This window comes from Sulfitobacter pacificus, assembly GCF_030159975.1.
Lineage (GTDB): Bacteria > Pseudomonadota > Alphaproteobacteria > Rhodobacterales > Rhodobacteraceae > Sulfitobacter > Sulfitobacter pacificus.
Genome location: NZ_BSNL01000001.1, coordinates 2,692,883 through 2,707,138, shown reverse-complemented (window position 1 = coordinate 2,707,138; position 14,256 = coordinate 2,692,883). Strand labels below are relative to the sequence as shown.

Sequence of the window (14,256 nt, the reverse complement as noted above, 5' to 3'; positions counted from 1 at the left end):
CCCTTGACTTTTGCGCTGCCAAAAGGTGTACCTGCGCCAACAAATTCAGCCCTCGAAAGGGACCGACATGCACGCCTACCGCAGCCATACTTGCGCCGATCTTAACATCTCAAACAAAGGCGACTCTGTGCGTCTTTCCGGCTGGGTGCACCGTGTGCGCGATCACGGTGGTATCCTGTTCATCGACCTGCGCGATCATTACGGCATGACACAGGTTCTGTGTGATCCTGACAGCCCCGTGTTCAAAGAGATGGAAAAGGTGCGGTCTGAATGGTGTATCCGCATTGATGGCGAAGTGAAGGCGCGTGCCGCTGACCTGATCAACACGAAAATCCCGACTGGTGAAATCGAGGTTTTTGTGCGTGACATCGAAGTCTTGGGCTCCGCTGGTGAATTGCCGCTGATGGTGTTTGGCGATCAGGAGTACCCGGAAGAAACCCGTTTGCGGTATCGCTATCTTGATCTGCGCCGTGAGAAGATGCAGCAGAACATGGTGCTGCGTTCCGATGTGGTTTCCTCGATCCGCAAACGCATGTGGGAGAAGGAGTTCAAGGAATTCCAGACTCCGATCATCACTGCATCCTCGCCTGAAGGGGCGCGCGATTTTCTGGTGCCCTCACGCCAGCACCCCGGCAAATTCTACGCCCTGCCGCAGGCCCCGCAGCAATTCAAACAGCTGTTGATGGTTTCGGGTTTTGACAAGTATTTCCAGATCGCGCCCTGTTTCCGCGATGAAGACCCGCGTGCGGACCGGTCCCCGACCGATTTCTATCAGCTTGACCTTGAGATGTCCTTTGTTACCCAGCAGGACGTGTTCGACACGATCCAGCCGGTGATTGGCGGCATTTTCGAGGAATTCGGCGGCGGTCGTAAAGTCGACGAAACATGGGAGCAGATTTCCTATAAGGACGCGGCCCTTTGGTATGGCACCGATAAACCTGACCTGCGCAACCCGATCAAGATGCAGGTGGTGTCGGAACATTTCGCAGGCTCCGGTTTTGCGATCTTTGCCAAGCTGTTGGAGCAGGAAGGCACCGAAGTGCGCGCCATTCCGGCACCCACAGGCGGCGGGCGCAAGTTCTGTGACCGGATGAATGTATTTGCGCAAAAAGAAGGGCTGCCCGGCATGGGCTATATCTTCTGGCGTGAAAAAACAGCGGATGCGGTGGCGCAGGAACTGGGTATCACCGTGAAAGAGGCGCAGGCCAAGCTGAAATCAGGTGAGGTTGAAGGCGGCATGGAAGCTGCCGGACCGCTGGCCAAGAACATCGGACCAGAGCGGACCGAGGCGATCCGTCAACAACTGGGCCTTGGCATTGGCGATGCAGCCTTCTTCCTTGGTGGCAAGCCGAAAGCCTTTGAAGCGGTCGCCGGTCGCGCGCGCACAGTGATTGGTGATGAATTGGGCCTGACCGACCAGAACCGCTTTGCCTTTGCATGGATCGTTGACTTTCCGATCTACGAAAAGGACGAAGAAACTGGCAAGATCGATTTTGAACACAACCCCTTCTCCATGCCGCAAGGCGGGATGGACGCACTGCAGGGCGATCCGCTGAAGGTGTTGGGCTATCAATATGATCTGGCCTGTAACGGTTACGAGTTGGTGTCGGGCGCGATCCGGAACCACAAGCCGGAAATCATGTTCAAAGCCTTTGAGATTGCAGGTTACGGCAAGGAAGAGGTCGAAAAACGCTTTGGCGGCATGGTCAATGCCTTCCAATATGGTGCCCCCCCTCACGGCGGTTGCGCGGCGGGGATCGACCGGATTGTGATGCTGTTGGCGGATGAGCAGAACATCCGCGAAGTCATCCTTTTCCCGATGAACCAGCGTGCCGAAGACCTGATGATGAACGCACCGAGCGATCCATCCTCTGATCAGCTGATGGAGCTTGGCTTGCGGGTCATTCCACAGGAATAAGCACAGCAGAATTAAGGGCAGGGCCGCGGGAATGCGGCCCTATCCCAACGCCCGGCCCGCGAGTTACAGCCAAATGTCGCAAAACGTCGGATGAATACTTGTGTGATTTCGGCTATATTGCCCGCAATGAAACCCGCATTGCATAAGCCTTTCCGGTGAATTTTGATCCTTTCCTTGCCGAACACCGCTTTGGCTATGGGCGCAGCGCGCGTGTGGCACCGCCCGAAGATGTGGGGGACATGCTGGCGGAACTGCGTAGGGCGGATGATGCGCAGGCCGCTTTTCCAATCCCGCCCTTTCGCGTGATGCAGGACGCTTTGGCGTTGAGGATCAGGTTCAATAGCTATGCCCGCAAACATCCCGAAACGGCTGAAGGGAAAAAGGCGCAGAAGAAGGCCCGCCAGATTTTGCGCGACATGCGCGGGGACCACAGCCAGTGGTTTGTTCAAACGCAGTTGCGCCGCATCACTGCGTCCCATGGGTTTCGCGAGAGGTTGACCGCCTTCTGGGCGGATCATTTCACCGCGCTGGGTGGTGGTGGCCTGCTGCGCATGGCGAGCCCGCTTTACGTGGAAGAGGCCGTACGCCCCAATATGACTGGCAGTTTTGCCGGGCTGCTGACGGCCTGCGTGACGCACCCATTGATGTTGCATTATCTTGATCAGAACAGCTCTGTTGGTCCCAACAGCCGTGCGGCCATGCGGCGGGGGCGGGGGCGCGGTTTGAACGAAAACCTTGCCCGCGAGGTGCTGGAGCTGCACACATTGGGCGTTGATGGCCCTTATACCCAGACAGATGTGCGCGAATTGGCCAAAGCGTTTACCGGACTGGGTGCAACGCGACACTACGGGTTTAAATTTCGTCCGGCCATGGTTGAACCGGGTGCGGAAACAGTGTTGGGCAAAACCTATGATGCGGGTGGTGGCATGGTCACGATCCGCGAGGTGCTGAACGATCTTGCCCGCCACCCTGCCACCGCTGACCATATCGCGTGTAAACTGGCGGTGCATTTTGTCTCTGACATACCGTCTGACGATCTGATCGCCCATATCACCGCCGCGTATCTGCGCAGCGAGGGCGATTTGATGACCTGTTATGCTGCGCTGCTGGAGCATCCGCATGCGTGGTATCCGAAATCCACCAACATGCGCCCGCCGGACGAATTTGTCAGCGCCTCCTTACGTGCTCTTGGGGTCACGGCACAGACATTGCATCAGATGGATCTGCGCGGGGTGCGCGAGGTGTTTTTTCGGCCTTTGCAATTGATGGGGCAGGCTTGGCTGACCCCTGCCGGTCCTGACGGGTTTGCAGAAGCGGATGGCGCATGGGCCACACCGCAAGGTATTTCGGCGCGGCTGGAATGGGCGGTCACGGTCCCGACGCGGTTGATGCCGGATCTGCCTGACCCCCGCGGATTTGTGCAGGCGGTATTGGGCGGGCAGGTGCCGGATGCTGTCCGCTTTGCCGCGAATACTGCTGAAACCCGTGAGGTGGCCATCGGATTGATCCTTGCCGCGCCCGCGTTTCAACGGCGATAAGGGGGGGATGATGCAGGACAGGCTTTCCAGACGCCAACTGTTGACCCGCGCAGGGGTCATCGGGTGTTCGCTGGCAGCCAGCCCGTTGCTGACCCCGGTGACATTGGCCAGCGCCCCTTGGGACAGACGGTTGGTGGTGATCATACTGCGTGGCGGTATGGACGGGCTGGATGTGGTGCGCCCGGTTGGGGATCCGGCCTATGCATCGCTGCGCCCGAGCTTGGCTGCGGGAGATGCGGGATTGGATCTGGACGGATATTTCACCTTGCATCCGGCCCTGGCCCCGTTGATGTCGCTGTGGCGGGCAGAGGAGTTAGGTTTTTTCCATTCGGTTTCTACACCCTATCGCGACAAACGCAGCCATTTTGACGGACAGGATATACTGGAAGCAGGCACCGAGCGGCTGCACCTCGGGGTGCGGGACGGTTGGTTGAACCGGATGCTGCAACAGGTGCCGGGGATCCGCGCTGATACAGCTTATGCCATTGGAAACAATGATGTACGGGTGCTGGACGGGGCGGCCCCGGTGGCGGATTGGGCCCCTGACGCGACGCTTGGGCTGAGCCCGCAGGCGATGCGCCTTGCCGAATTGGTGATGGAGGAAGACCCCGCCTTGCATGCTGCATTGGCCGAGGCGCAGATGTTGTCGGCAGAGACAGGGCGGATGCAAAACAAGGGGCGCCCACATCGTAAGATCGCAGATTTTGTCGCCTCGCGGTTGAAAGAAGATGCGCGGATCGCAGCGTTTTCGCTGGGCGGCTGGGACACGCACCGCCGGCAGGCGCGGACCTTGCCGCGCAGTTTGGGACAGTTGTCAGAGACGCTTTTGTCGCTGCGTTCGGGATTGGGTGCAGATGTCTGGGGAAAGACAGCGGTTGTTGCCCTGACCGAGTTTGGCCGCACAGCGCGTGAAAACGGCACGGGCGGCACGGATCATGGGACCGCAGGTGTGATGGTGATGGCTGGTGGCGCGATCCGTGGTGGGCGAATCTATGGGCAATGGCCGGGATTGGCCACAAATGCACTTTATCAGGAACGCGACCTGATGCCGACTGCCGATGTCCGTGCGCCGGTGGCATGGATCATGCGGGGGTTGCTGGGCCTTGATCGTGTGGTGCTGGAAGAGGCGGTGTTCCCTGGGCTTGACCTTGGGGTCGATCCGAAAGTGTTGAAATAGCGGGTAAACCACCGTTGGTCGCATGCGATTGAGGGCTTGGCGTGCGGCGGCGTTCCGCCTAACGTACGGGTATGAATACCGAAACGTTACATTCCCGCCCCCTTGGCGCGCAGGTTCCCGACTGGACAGCGCCTGACGCACCTGTGGGTGACGTGCTTGCTGGTCGATATGTTGAACTTGCCCCGCTGTCAGCAGAGGCTCATGCAGCGCTATTGTATCGGGAGTTTGCCGGGCATGATGATGTCTGGGATTATATGCCGAATGGTCCGTTTTCCTCGGCCTCGCAATATCACCGCTGGGTGAGGGACCATGAAGGGTCGGTTGATCCGTTCTTTTACGCCATCCGCAACCTTGAAAGCGGTCACTGGGAAGGTGTTGCCAGCTATTTGCGTATCGCGCCGCAGGCAGGGTCGATCGAGGTTGGGTATATCAGCTATGCCCCCGCCTTGCAGCGCACCCGTGCCTCGACCGAAGCGATGTATCTGATGATGAAATGGGCGTTTGAGGCTGGGTATCGCCGCTATGAGTGGAAGTGTAATGCGTTGAATGCGCCGTCCCGCCGGTCGGCGCAGCGGTTGGGCTTCAGCTTTGAAGGGGTGTTTCGTCAGGCAGATGTTGTCAAAGGGCGCAACCGCGACACGGCATGGTTTGCGGTGATCGACAGTGAATGGCCGGCGCTGAAAGAAGCCTTTGAGGCCTGGTTGGCCCCGGCGAATTTTGATGAAAACGGGCAGCAACGTGAACGCCTTGGCGATCTGACCCGTTTGGTGCGGGTCGCCAGCGACCCGTCATTATAGGTTCCATAGCTATTTGGACCCTGACCTAAATCGCTATTTTTTCTGCCAGTCGCGTTTGGATTAGGCCAGCAATCTGCGCCGTTTCAGAGGCGGCGGTTTTGCCCATGGCCCGTTTTTCGGCAAGTGCCTTGGCAGCGTCCTCCAGCGCAGGGTCATCTGCGGACCGGGCCAGCCCGCTAAGAAACTGCGCGATGTAATCAAGCGTGTGATCGTTCAGCCCTTCATCAAGGACATCCGCGATATGCGCCATGTCATCCTGATAAGCCAGCCGGTCGGGTGCAACGGCAGAGTTATCCACCTGACGCGGGCCTTTAGGGCGCCGTTCGGGGGGAAGCATGGCAAGGATTTTCTCCTGAAACCCGCCAATCGACAAAATGGGTTTTTCCATAAAGCCGTCCGCGCCCGCAGCGAGGGCAGCCGCCTCAAGATGGGGATCACCGGAAATCGCCAGGATACCATCGACCCTTGGCACAGCCTCGTGCAACTCCATGATCAGATCGGTGCCGTCACCATCAGGCAGACCCAGATCCACCAGTACCACAGAGGGCCGGTAGACCCGAAAGTGACGCCGGGCAGAGCGCAGGCAATCGGCCCGTCTGATCCGCGCACCGGACCGCAGACACAATAGGCGCAGCGCCTCGCAGGCGTATCGGCTGTCCTCGACCACCAGAACCGTCAGACCCAACAGAGGGCGGGCCGACGTGGGGGTGGGAATGTTTGCGGCAAAAGGGTCTGTTGTGTCCATGATAGCCTCCAGCTGATCCGGCTTTATGGTTACCCATTGGTCGCTAACAGCAGGTTAACATGACGCATTGCCCTTCATCTTTCTTGCGGCCATAAACGCCGCTACCGTGCCAATTTGAAGGAAGAGAAGATGATCGGACGTCTGAACCATGTGGCCATTGCTGTGCCCGACCTTGAAGCCGCAGCAGATCAATACCGCAACGCACTGGGGGCAAATGTGGGACCGGCGCAGGATGAGCCGGATCATGGGGTCACCGTCATTTTCATCGAACTGCCGAACACCAAAATTGAGTTGTTGTATCCACTTGGCGATGACAGCCCGATTAACGGGTTCCTTGAAAAGAACCCTTCAGGCGGCATTCACCACATCTGCTACGAAGTCGACGATATCATTGCGGCGCGCGACCATCTGAAATCAACCGGCGCACGTGTGCTGGGCAATGGCGAACCCAAAATTGGTGCCCATGGCAAACCGGTGTTGTTCCTGCACCCCAAGGATTTCAACGGCGCGCTTGTCGAGCTGGAGCAGGTATAAACCATGGGTATTGTATCGGGGCTGGTCCTGTTTGCGGTGATCTGGTCAATGGTTTTTCTGATCGCATTGCCAATCCGTGTGCAGACCCAAGGTGATCTGGGCGATGTCGTGCCGGGCACCCATGCGGGATCACCCGAACATCACCATTTGCGTAAAAAGGCGTTTTGGACCACGCTTGTGGCTCTGGTGATCTGGGGCATCGTGGCGACGATTATCCTGTCCGGGTGGATCACTGTGGATGATGTAGAGAGCCTGTTTCGGGCGGGCGCGTGGTCAGGGCGTGAAATAGATGGGTAAAGGTCGCCGCACCCAGAATCGGGATGATCAGGTTTAGCAGTGGAATCGAAAGCGGCATGGCCATCAGGACACCGGCCAGCCAGATCGTGCCGATGAACTGACGGCGCAATTTCTTTGCCTGCGCGCGGCCAACGTGGCGGATTGCAACCATGGTGAAATACTCCCGCCCCAACAGGAAGCCGTTTACTCCCCAGAAGATGAACAAGGCTGCCGGGGCGAACAGCAGATAAAGCACAATCGCAAGGATATTCACCCCGATCAGCACGCCCAGAAAATTCACCGTATCGCGCAGTGCGTCACCAAAGGGCACGGGGGTGGACGGTGGAAGTTGGGGATAATGTTCGGATTCCACAGCCTCTGCTACATCGTCCAGAAACATCGACGTGATGGCAGAGGCAACCGGAATCATCAGAAAGACCGACAGGAACATCAGCAGAAACGCGGCCCCCCAGGACACCAGATCACTGACCCAACGGACTTCGCCGAGGATCGGCAGCCAGACCTCTTCGGGGGTCAGCCAGTTGATGAAGCCGGTAAAGAGGGCGGTAAACCCGACCAGCAGGGCCAGCGCCAGTGCAATGCCGATGAAAAACACGCGGCGAAAACGCGGGTCGGACAGTTGACCAAGGGCCAGCAGGAAGGCGCGAAAGATCATTTGGAAAGCCATGTTGTGATTTCTGAAATCTCCGGGCGGGGGCGGTCTGGCGGTACAGAGGTTTCCGTGCCGATGTGGATCAGACCGGCAATGCGTTCGTGTTCCGCAAGGTCAAAGGCTTCGGTCATGAAACCGCGGTCGTGTGATGGCCAGCCGCTGAGCCAGTTCGCACCCCAGCCGGAGGCAAGTGCTGCATTGACCAGCGCAAGGCAGACCGCACCAGCGGAATAGCTTTGTTCGATCGCGGGCACTTTGGCCGAGGGTTTTTGCACCTCGACGACAACAACGGCCAGGTTGCCCTGATCAAACTGCCCCCGTCCCTTGGCGACCTGTTCTGCGTCCAGCCCAAGGGCACGGCCGCGGGCCTCTGCAATATCGGCCAGCCGCGCCATGGCGGGTTTTTCCACCACAATAAAGCGCCAAGGCTCCAGTTTTCCGTGATCAGGGGTGCGGGCAGCAGCGGTCAACAGCGGCAGCAAGGCGTCGCGGTCAGGCACCGGCAGGGCCAGTGTCTTGGCAGGTCGCGAGCGGCGGGTTTGCAGAAACTTCAGGGCGTCTGGGTTCTTTTCGAGCATAGCTTACAGGTCCAGTTTTTGGGCCATGTCATCAATCGACTGGCGTAGGAAAAGATCAAAAGCTGGCGAAGGCTGGCGGGTGTTCAGGGCGATGGCCAATGGGTCTGGCGCATCAATACTGCTGCCTGACAGGGCGGCAATTGTGGCATGTCCGCAGAAGGGGACGTAAACTTCGGAATAGCCGCCCTCATGGACAAGCACCAGCTTGCCCTCACATAGACGTTTGGCGGTTTCCTTGATCTTTTGGGTCATCGCGCCAAAGGTTTCGGCAGTGGCCTGCATCCGGGCCAGCGGGTCAATGATTGCCGCATCATAACCGCAGGCGACGATGATCATATCGGGCTTGAACGCCTCAAGCGCGGGGATGACAACACGGTCCAGCGCATGCAGATAGGCGGTGTGCCCGGAGCCCGCATGCATCGGCAGGTTGATGTTGTATCCCGTGCCGGCCCCGCTGCCCCGGTCGTCCAGCCCGCCGGTGGTCAAAGGATAGTTTCCCTCCTGATGCAGAGAGAGGGTAAGCACGTCATCACGGTCATAAAATATGGTTTCGGTGCCATTGCCGTGATGCACATCCCAGTCCAGCACCGCCACGCGCGCCACCAGCCCCTTGGCCTTGGCCGCTTCAATGGCGATGGCGATATTGGCCAGCAGGCAGAAGCCCATCGGTTTTTCGGGTTCACAGTGATGGCCCGGCGGACGGCTAAGGGCGTAGGCGTTTTCCAACGCGCCACTGGCGACGGCATCCACCGCCGCAACGGTCAATCCCGCAGAGAGGGTCGCAATTTCATAACCGCCCCGAGCGAATGGCACGTTCGGGCCCATCTCGCCGCCACCGGCGTCAGACGCGGCCTTGAATGCGTCAAGGTAAGAGGCGGGATGCACCCGCTCCAGCATCTCGCGGGTGGCATTGGGTGCGGATTGCGCAGCCAGTTCTGACGTCAGGCCCGTTACATCCATCAGGTTCTTCAACCGCCGTTTGGTCTCGGGATTTTCGGGAATGCCACCTGCCGCAAGTGGTTGGACCAAGCCACCGAAAGGGATGGTGAAGGCATAGTTGCCGCCTGCGTGCCAGAAACAGCTTTCATCCCAGAAAAATCCTGTGGCCATGGTGATGCTCCTTTTGATCGGCGTGAACCTGTATCAGACCGGAAGGATTGTCCATGGGGCAGGCCGGATTGTGCTTTTGCGTTAGGGTGTTGCCGCCTCTGCAATCAGCGCGTCGACGTCAAGCGGGGTGTTCACCATTTGCAGCCCGCCTTCCACATCCCGTGGCCAGTCTTGCGGGGCGCGGTCGCGATAAAGTTCAACCCCGTTGCCGTCGGGGTCGCGCAGATAGACCGCTTCGCTCACGCCATGATCCGCAGCACCATCCAGTGTGATACCTGCCGCCAGCACTTGTTTGATAACGGCCCCCAGAGATGCGCGATCCGGGTAGAGGAAAGCGGCATGATAAAGACCGGTATGCCCGGCGGGTGGTGGTGTGGCCCCGGCGCTGTCCCATGTGTTCAGGCCAATGTGATGGTGATAGCCGCCCGCGCCGAGAAAGGCCGCCGAGGTGCCAAAACGCTGAGTAAGCTCAAAGCCAAGGATATCCCGGTAAAAGGCAATCGCGCGCTCAAGGTCGGCGACGCGCAAGTGGATATGGCCGACAGAAGGATGTGGATGGGTCATGGGGCTCGCCTGTGTTGGGATGACCATAACCTGCGAGGTTGTATGATGTTTTGCAACCTCTGCGAACGCAGGTCACCTGTGCAGACGGTTGCGAAAGGGGGCACGCGGCGCATGCCCCCAGGCAGTTTCTTCAGCCGACCATGCCGACTATTTCATAGGTCTTTTTAAGGATCGGTGCGGTGATCTCGCGCGCCTGCTCGGAGCCTTTCTTGAGGATGCGGTCAATCTCGTCCGGCTCTGCCATCAGGCGGGCCATTTCGGTCGAGATTGGTGCCAGTTTGGAGACTGCAAGCTCGGCCAATGCCGGTTTGAACGTACCGAACTGCTGTCCGCCGACATCGCGCAGAACCTCTTCCACCGATTGCTCGTTCAGGGCCGCGTAGATGTTCACCAGATTGCGCGCATCCGGCCGCCCTTCCAACCCGGCCACTTCGGAGGGCAGGGCATCTGGATCGGTCTTGGCTTTGCGGATCTTCTTGGCAATTGCATCAGCGTCATCGGTCATGTTGATGCGGCTGGCATCGGAGGGATCGGACTTGGACATCTTCTTGGATCCATCGCGAAGCGACATCACGCGGGTTGCGGCCCCTTCGATCACCGGTTCGGTGATGGGAAAGAAATCAACCCCGTAGTCATGGTTGAATTTGGCGGCAATGTCGCGTGTTAGTTCAAGATGCTGTTTCTGGTCGTCCCCCACAGGCACATGGGTGGCGTGATAGATCAGAATATCCGCTGCCATCAGGGCAGGATAGGCAAACAGGCCCAAAGACGCAGCTTCGGCATTCTTTCCCGCCTTGTCCTTCCATTGGGTCATGCGACCCATCCATCCCATTCGCGCGACGCAGTTGAAAATCCACGCCAGCTGCGCATGTTCCGGCACCTGCGACTGATTGATGAGAATGGATTTTGCCGGATCAATACCCGAGGCAATAAAGCCTGCTGCCAATTCGCGGGTGTTATGGGCCAGCGTCTTGGGGTCAAGAAATTTCGCGGTGATCGCATGCAGATCAACCATGCAGAAAACCGTCTCGTAGTCTTCCTCCTGCATTGACACGAACCGTTTGATCGCGCCCAGATAATTGCCCAGCGTCAGACCGCCGGATGGCTGGATGCCAGAGAAAACGCGGGGGGTAAATTGGGTGTCGGGCATATGCGGACCTCGAGGGGTGGATTAACGGATGCTTGCGGCGTAACTCTATGGCTTCATCGCGTCAAGGAGCGGCCATGCAAGACCCTGAATTCCAGCCACCGGTAAATCCCCTGCCGCCCATCGTTACCCTGACCTTTCTGGCGATTGCGGGGGTTGAGGCGGGTCTGTCACTGGGTGAGGCGGGGATCATCGGCGGACCCGGTGCCGTGGGCTGGCGGCTGGGCCTGATCCGTGACTTCGGCTTTTCGGGGCAGATCTTTGATTGGATGGTGGCGAACGGGCGATGGCCGCTGACAGATGCCATGCGGGCCTTCACCTATCCGTTTATTCATCTGGGGTTCACCCATGCGCTGTTTGCCATGGTGTTGCTTTTGGCACTTGGCAAACTGGTGGCCGAGGCGATGGGGCCGCTGACTTTTGCAGTGATTTTTATCCTCGCGGGGGCGGGCGGGGCGGTTCTATACGGGCTGTTGCTGGATGATCCGGCGTGGATGGTCGGGGCCTACCCCAGCGTTTACGGGCTGATCGGCGGTTATTCCTTTGTGATGTGGCGGCAACTGGCCGGCACTGGTGCGCAGCAATATCGCGCCTTCACACTGATTGCACTCCTGATGGGCATTCAGCTGTTTTGGGGCGTGTTCTTTGAGGTGGGCACACAATGGGTGGCCGAATTGATCGGCTTCTTCTTGGGCTTTGGTCTGTGTTTTGTTATGGTACCGGGTGAATGGGTGCGGATCGTGGATATGATGCGGCGGCGTTAACTGCGCCGCATCGCCGCTTTGAACTCGGCCAGTCGGAAAGCCCCGAACATCTGGCCCACACCAAAATAACTGACCGCACCGATGCCAATCAGCAAGGCCAGCCCCAGACCGCGCCACCATGGCGTGTTCAGTAAGGCTTCCAACAAGGTATTGCCCAATACCAAAGCCATACCCATCACAAGGGACGCCGCGATGATCCGCCAGATGCGTTTGCGGAACCGGTCGTCAAACCGTGCCGCCTCGCCATATTTTCGCGCACCGATGAAGAGGCAAAGCACCATGGCCCAGCCCGCAAAAGTGGTGGCGATGGCGGGGGCGATCCAGCCGATGAAAGGCGCAAGGCCGACGGCAAGGGCGATGTTCACCACCATCGACACAAGCGCAAAGTGGAACGGGCGACGGGTGTCCTCGCGGGCGAAATAGATCGGTTGCAGGACTTTTTGCAGCACAAAGGCAGGCAGGCCTAGCCCGTAAACCGCGACGGCGGCGGCAATGGCGGCGGTGTCATCGACATCGGATGCGCCACGTTCAAACAGCACTGACACCAGTGTTTGCGGGACAACCATCAGGGCCACGGCAGAGGGGATGGTGAGCGCCAGCGCAATTTCCCCCGCGCGGCTAAGGGCGATGCGTGCACCTGTGTCATCCCCTGCCCGCAGCCGGCGTGACAGATCGGGCAATAGGACAATGCCGACAGCAATGCCAACCACACCGAGAGGCAATTGGTACAGCCGGTCCGCGGCAAACAGCCATGACACGGCCTTGTCATACTGGCTGGCGACGACCTGTCCGACCACCAGATTGATCTGCATGACACCAGAGGCAAGGGCGGCGGGCAGGGCGATGACCACCATCGCTTTCATATCGGGCGACCAGCGGGGGCGCGACGGGCGCAGGGCAAACCCGGCTTGTGCCGCCGCCCGCCATGTCAGCGCCAACTGCGCCACCCCTGCAACCGGCACTGCCCAGATCAGCCATGTAATGATCGGCCCGCCGGTCAGCGCCCCGACAACCATCGCCCCGACCAGCAGGATGTTCAGCAGTACAGGAGCAGCCGCCGCAACAGCAAACCGACCGGTGGCGTTCAGGATGCCGGAAAACAGTGCCGCCAGTGACATGCACAGGATATAGGGAAAGACCACGCGGCCATAACCGACGGTCAGGTCAAAACGTTCATCGCCCGCGAACCCTTCGGCGGTCAACCAGACGAAGGCGGGCATAAATACCATGCCGAGGCCGACAAGGATCAATACGGCAAAACCCAACCCGTTAAAGGCCTCCTGCGCAAAGCTTTTCGCGTCTTCGCTACCTTCCAGCTTCTTGGAGAACATCGGTACAAAGGCGGCATTAAACGCACCCTCGGCAAAGAACCGGCGGAACATATTGGGCAGGCGAAACGCTGCGACAAAGGCGTCCATCACCGGGCCCGGACCGATCAGCGCTATCAGCAGCGCCTCCCGCAGGAAGCCCAAAACACGGCTGAGCAGGGTCCAGAAGCCAACAGTGAAAAAGCCTGACATGAGTCGGATGGGTTTCATCGGGTTCTTTCAGCCATAGAGTTAAGGCAGGCTTATCCTGTGGCAGGTTCTGGTGCAATCTGGATCACGGTGGTGAAGGCAAAGTCAACAAGCTGGGTGGCTTGTGGTATTGTCAGATGCGCGTCTTACAAACGACCATATCGCAATCTTCTGGTAAGCTGTCTGAAACAGTTTGATCTCGACTTTGCGCGTTGCAGAAAACTCTGGGCGCAAGTATTTTGCATCAAAGCTGCCGACCTCTCGGAGCATCATGGGACATTGAAATTGTGGACTATCTTCTGTTCGTAGCCTTTCTGACCACAACACTCTTCTTCGTTGCGACACCTGGGCCATCTGTTGCATTTGCATCAGCACAGGCCATTAAATATGGGCAGCGCGCTATGTTTGTCACGGTTGCCGGGGATGCTTTGGGGACCGTGGTGCATATCGCAGTTGCTGTCAGCAGTTTGACGGCTTTGATGGCATTGTCGGCACTGGTTTTGCCGTTTTTACAGGTCGCCGGTGGCGTTTTCATACTGTTCATGGCCTATCACTCATTTAGGGATGCCGGTTCGCAGTCAAAGGCTGGGGGGCAAACCACAGGAAAAGCGTCATTCTGGGCGGGCTTTTTCGCGTGTGTGACCAATCCGAAAGCAATCGTTTTCTTTGTGGCTCTTTTTCCGGCGTTTATCTCGCCAGATCATAACGTCATTGTACAAAGTATTGTTTACGGCGCGATTTTTGTAATCATGGATGCGCTTTCGATCGTTGGGTATGCGATGCTTGCTATGCATACTGTCCGGCGCACGACCTCGCGGTGGATGAATGTCGATGTTTTAAGCGGGATAGGTCTTGCTGGTGTCGGGATTGCGATGGTTATCAAAGGTTTAAGAGCAGTCCCGTCCAACTGACGTTTTA

At 58.5% G+C, this 14,256-nt stretch carries 15 protein-coding genes; 8 read left to right on the top strand and 7 right to left on the bottom strand.

Going from position 1 to position 14,256, the window contains the following annotated elements; translation table 11 throughout:
- Positions 1-67 precede the first annotated feature (67 nt).
- The 4 genes from aspS to QQL78_RS13650 all read left to right on the top strand — a co-directional run bounded on the left by aspS (position 68) and on the right by QQL78_RS13650 (position 5,430).
- Positions 68-1,918, top strand: coding sequence for an aspartate--tRNA ligase (gene aspS, locus QQL78_RS13665; RefSeq protein WP_284374290.1), 1,851 nt, complete (start codon positions 68-70; stop codon positions 1,916-1,918).
- A gap of 155 nt (positions 1,919-2,073) precedes the next feature.
- Positions 2,074-3,456, top strand: coding sequence for a DUF1800 domain-containing protein (locus tag QQL78_RS13660; protein ID WP_284374288.1), 1,383 nt, complete (start codon positions 2,074-2,076; stop codon positions 3,454-3,456).
- Between the two features lie 7 nt (positions 3,457-3,463).
- Positions 3,464-4,633 carry a DUF1501 domain-containing protein gene (locus QQL78_RS13655; protein ID WP_386258294.1) on the top strand — a complete coding sequence of 390 codons (1,170 nt, stop codon included), beginning with the start codon at positions 3,464-3,466 and terminating at the stop codon, positions 4,631-4,633.
- Between the two features lie 71 nt (positions 4,634-4,704).
- Positions 4,705-5,430, top strand: coding sequence for a GNAT family N-acetyltransferase (locus QQL78_RS13650; protein ID WP_284374285.1), 726 nt, complete (start codon positions 4,705-4,707; stop codon positions 5,428-5,430).
- 25 nt (positions 5,431-5,455) lie between these two features.
- On the opposite strand, the gene QQL78_RS13645 is transcribed toward QQL78_RS13650, so the two are convergent.
- Complete coding sequence (locus QQL78_RS13645; RefSeq protein ID WP_284374283.1) at positions 5,456-6,175, bottom strand: response regulator; 720 nt, start codon at positions 6,173-6,175, stop codon at positions 5,456-5,458.
- Positions 6,176-6,304: 129 nt separating this feature from the next.
- Here QQL78_RS13645 and mce point away from each other — a divergent pair, with 129 nt between their 5' ends.
- A complete protein-coding gene (gene mce, locus QQL78_RS13640) occupies positions 6,305-6,709 on the top strand; it encodes a methylmalonyl-CoA epimerase (RefSeq protein WP_284374281.1) in 405 nt (134 codons plus the stop codon).
- A 3-nt stretch (positions 6,710-6,712) separates the two neighbouring features.
- Positions 6,713-7,006: a DUF1467 family protein gene (locus tag QQL78_RS13635; RefSeq protein WP_284374279.1), complete on the top strand. Its 294-nt coding sequence runs from the start codon at positions 6,713-6,715 to the stop codon at positions 7,004-7,006.
- Here QQL78_RS13635 and QQL78_RS13630 read toward each other — a convergent pair.
- The 5 genes from QQL78_RS13630 to trpS all read right to left on the bottom strand — a co-directional run bounded on the left by QQL78_RS13630 (position 6,939) and on the right by trpS (position 11,060).
- On the bottom strand, positions 6,939-7,673 hold the full coding sequence (locus QQL78_RS13630; protein ID WP_284374278.1) for an EI24 domain-containing protein: 735 nt from the start codon (positions 7,671-7,673) through the stop codon (positions 6,939-6,941). The two genes, QQL78_RS13635 and QQL78_RS13630, sit on opposite strands and share 68 nt — an antisense overlap.
- Positions 7,658-8,236 carry a nitroreductase family protein gene (locus QQL78_RS13625; protein WP_284374276.1) on the bottom strand — a complete coding sequence of 193 codons (579 nt, stop codon included), beginning with the start codon at positions 8,234-8,236 and terminating at the stop codon, positions 7,658-7,660. Before QQL78_RS13625 ends, QQL78_RS13630 begins: the two co-directional genes overlap by 16 nt.
- Positions 8,237-8,239: 3 nt before the next feature.
- Positions 8,240-9,346 carry a class II histone deacetylase gene (locus tag QQL78_RS13620; RefSeq protein ID WP_284374274.1) on the bottom strand — a complete coding sequence of 369 codons (1,107 nt, stop codon included), beginning with the start codon at positions 9,344-9,346 and terminating at the stop codon, positions 8,240-8,242.
- A gap of 81 nt (positions 9,347-9,427) precedes the next feature.
- Positions 9,428-9,910, bottom strand: a complete 483-nt coding sequence (locus QQL78_RS13615; protein WP_284374272.1) for a VOC family protein — start codon at positions 9,908-9,910, stop codon at positions 9,428-9,430.
- A 130-nt stretch (positions 9,911-10,040) separates the two neighbouring features.
- Positions 10,041-11,060: a tryptophan--tRNA ligase gene (gene trpS, locus QQL78_RS13610; RefSeq protein ID WP_284374270.1), complete on the bottom strand. Its 1,020-nt coding sequence runs from the start codon at positions 11,058-11,060 to the stop codon at positions 10,041-10,043.
- 74 nt (positions 11,061-11,134) lie between these two features.
- Between trpS and QQL78_RS13605 the strand changes: the two genes are divergently transcribed.
- Positions 11,135-11,821 carry a rhomboid family intramembrane serine protease gene (locus tag QQL78_RS13605; RefSeq protein ID WP_284374268.1) on the top strand — a complete coding sequence of 229 codons (687 nt, stop codon included), beginning with the start codon at positions 11,135-11,137 and terminating at the stop codon, positions 11,819-11,821.
- On the opposite strand, the gene murJ is transcribed toward QQL78_RS13605, so the two are convergent.
- Positions 11,818-13,359 carry a murein biosynthesis integral membrane protein MurJ gene (gene murJ / locus QQL78_RS13600; protein ID WP_284374266.1) on the bottom strand — a complete coding sequence of 514 codons (1,542 nt, stop codon included), beginning with the start codon at positions 13,357-13,359 and terminating at the stop codon, positions 11,818-11,820. The two genes, QQL78_RS13605 and murJ, sit on opposite strands and share 4 nt — an antisense overlap.
- A gap of 266 nt (positions 13,360-13,625) precedes the next feature.
- On the opposite strand from murJ, the gene QQL78_RS13595 reads away from it, so the two are divergent.
- Complete coding sequence (locus QQL78_RS13595) at positions 13,626-14,249, top strand: LysE family translocator (RefSeq protein ID WP_284374264.1); 624 nt, start codon at positions 13,626-13,628, stop codon at positions 14,247-14,249.
- The last annotated feature ends 7 nt before the right edge of the window (positions 14,250-14,256 follow it).

Bases quoted from the DNA above. Each gene is read 5' to 3' on its own strand.
- QQL78_RS13620 (WP_284374274.1), bottom strand. From the start codon at position 9,346: ATGGCCACAGGATTTTTCTGGGATGAAAGCTGTTTCTGGCACGCAGGC.
- QQL78_RS13645 (WP_284374283.1), bottom strand. From the start codon at position 6,175: ATGGACACAACAGACCCTTTTGCCGCAAACATTCCCACCCCCACGTCG.
- aspS (WP_284374290.1), top strand. From the start codon at position 68: ATGCACGCCTACCGCAGCCATACTTGCGCCGATCTTAACATCTCAAAC.
- QQL78_RS13630 (WP_284374278.1), bottom strand. From the start codon at position 7,673: ATGGCTTTCCAAATGATCTTTCGCGCCTTCCTGCTGGCCCTTGGTCAA.
- QQL78_RS13605 (WP_284374268.1), top strand. From the start codon at position 11,135: ATGCAAGACCCTGAATTCCAGCCACCGGTAAATCCCCTGCCGCCCATC.
- QQL78_RS13650 (WP_284374285.1), top strand. From the start codon at position 4,705: ATGAATACCGAAACGTTACATTCCCGCCCCCTTGGCGCGCAGGTTCCC.
- murJ (WP_284374266.1), bottom strand. From the start codon at position 13,359: ATGAAACCCATCCGACTCATGTCAGGCTTTTTCACTGTTGGCTTCTGG.
- QQL78_RS13615 (WP_284374272.1), bottom strand. From the start codon at position 9,910: ATGACCCATCCACATCCTTCTGTCGGCCATATCCACTTGCGCGTCGCC.
- QQL78_RS13625 (WP_284374276.1), bottom strand. From the start codon at position 8,236: ATGCTCGAAAAGAACCCAGACGCCCTGAAGTTTCTGCAAACCCGCCGC.
- QQL78_RS13655 (WP_386258294.1), top strand. From the start codon at position 3,464: ATGATGCAGGACAGGCTTTCCAGACGCCAACTGTTGACCCGCGCAGGG.
- mce (WP_284374281.1), top strand. From the start codon at position 6,305: ATGATCGGACGTCTGAACCATGTGGCCATTGCTGTGCCCGACCTTGAA.
- QQL78_RS13635 (WP_284374279.1), top strand. From the start codon at position 6,713: ATGGGTATTGTATCGGGGCTGGTCCTGTTTGCGGTGATCTGGTCAATG.
- trpS (WP_284374270.1), bottom strand. From the start codon at position 11,060: ATGCCCGACACCCAATTTACCCCCCGCGTTTTCTCTGGCATCCAGCCA.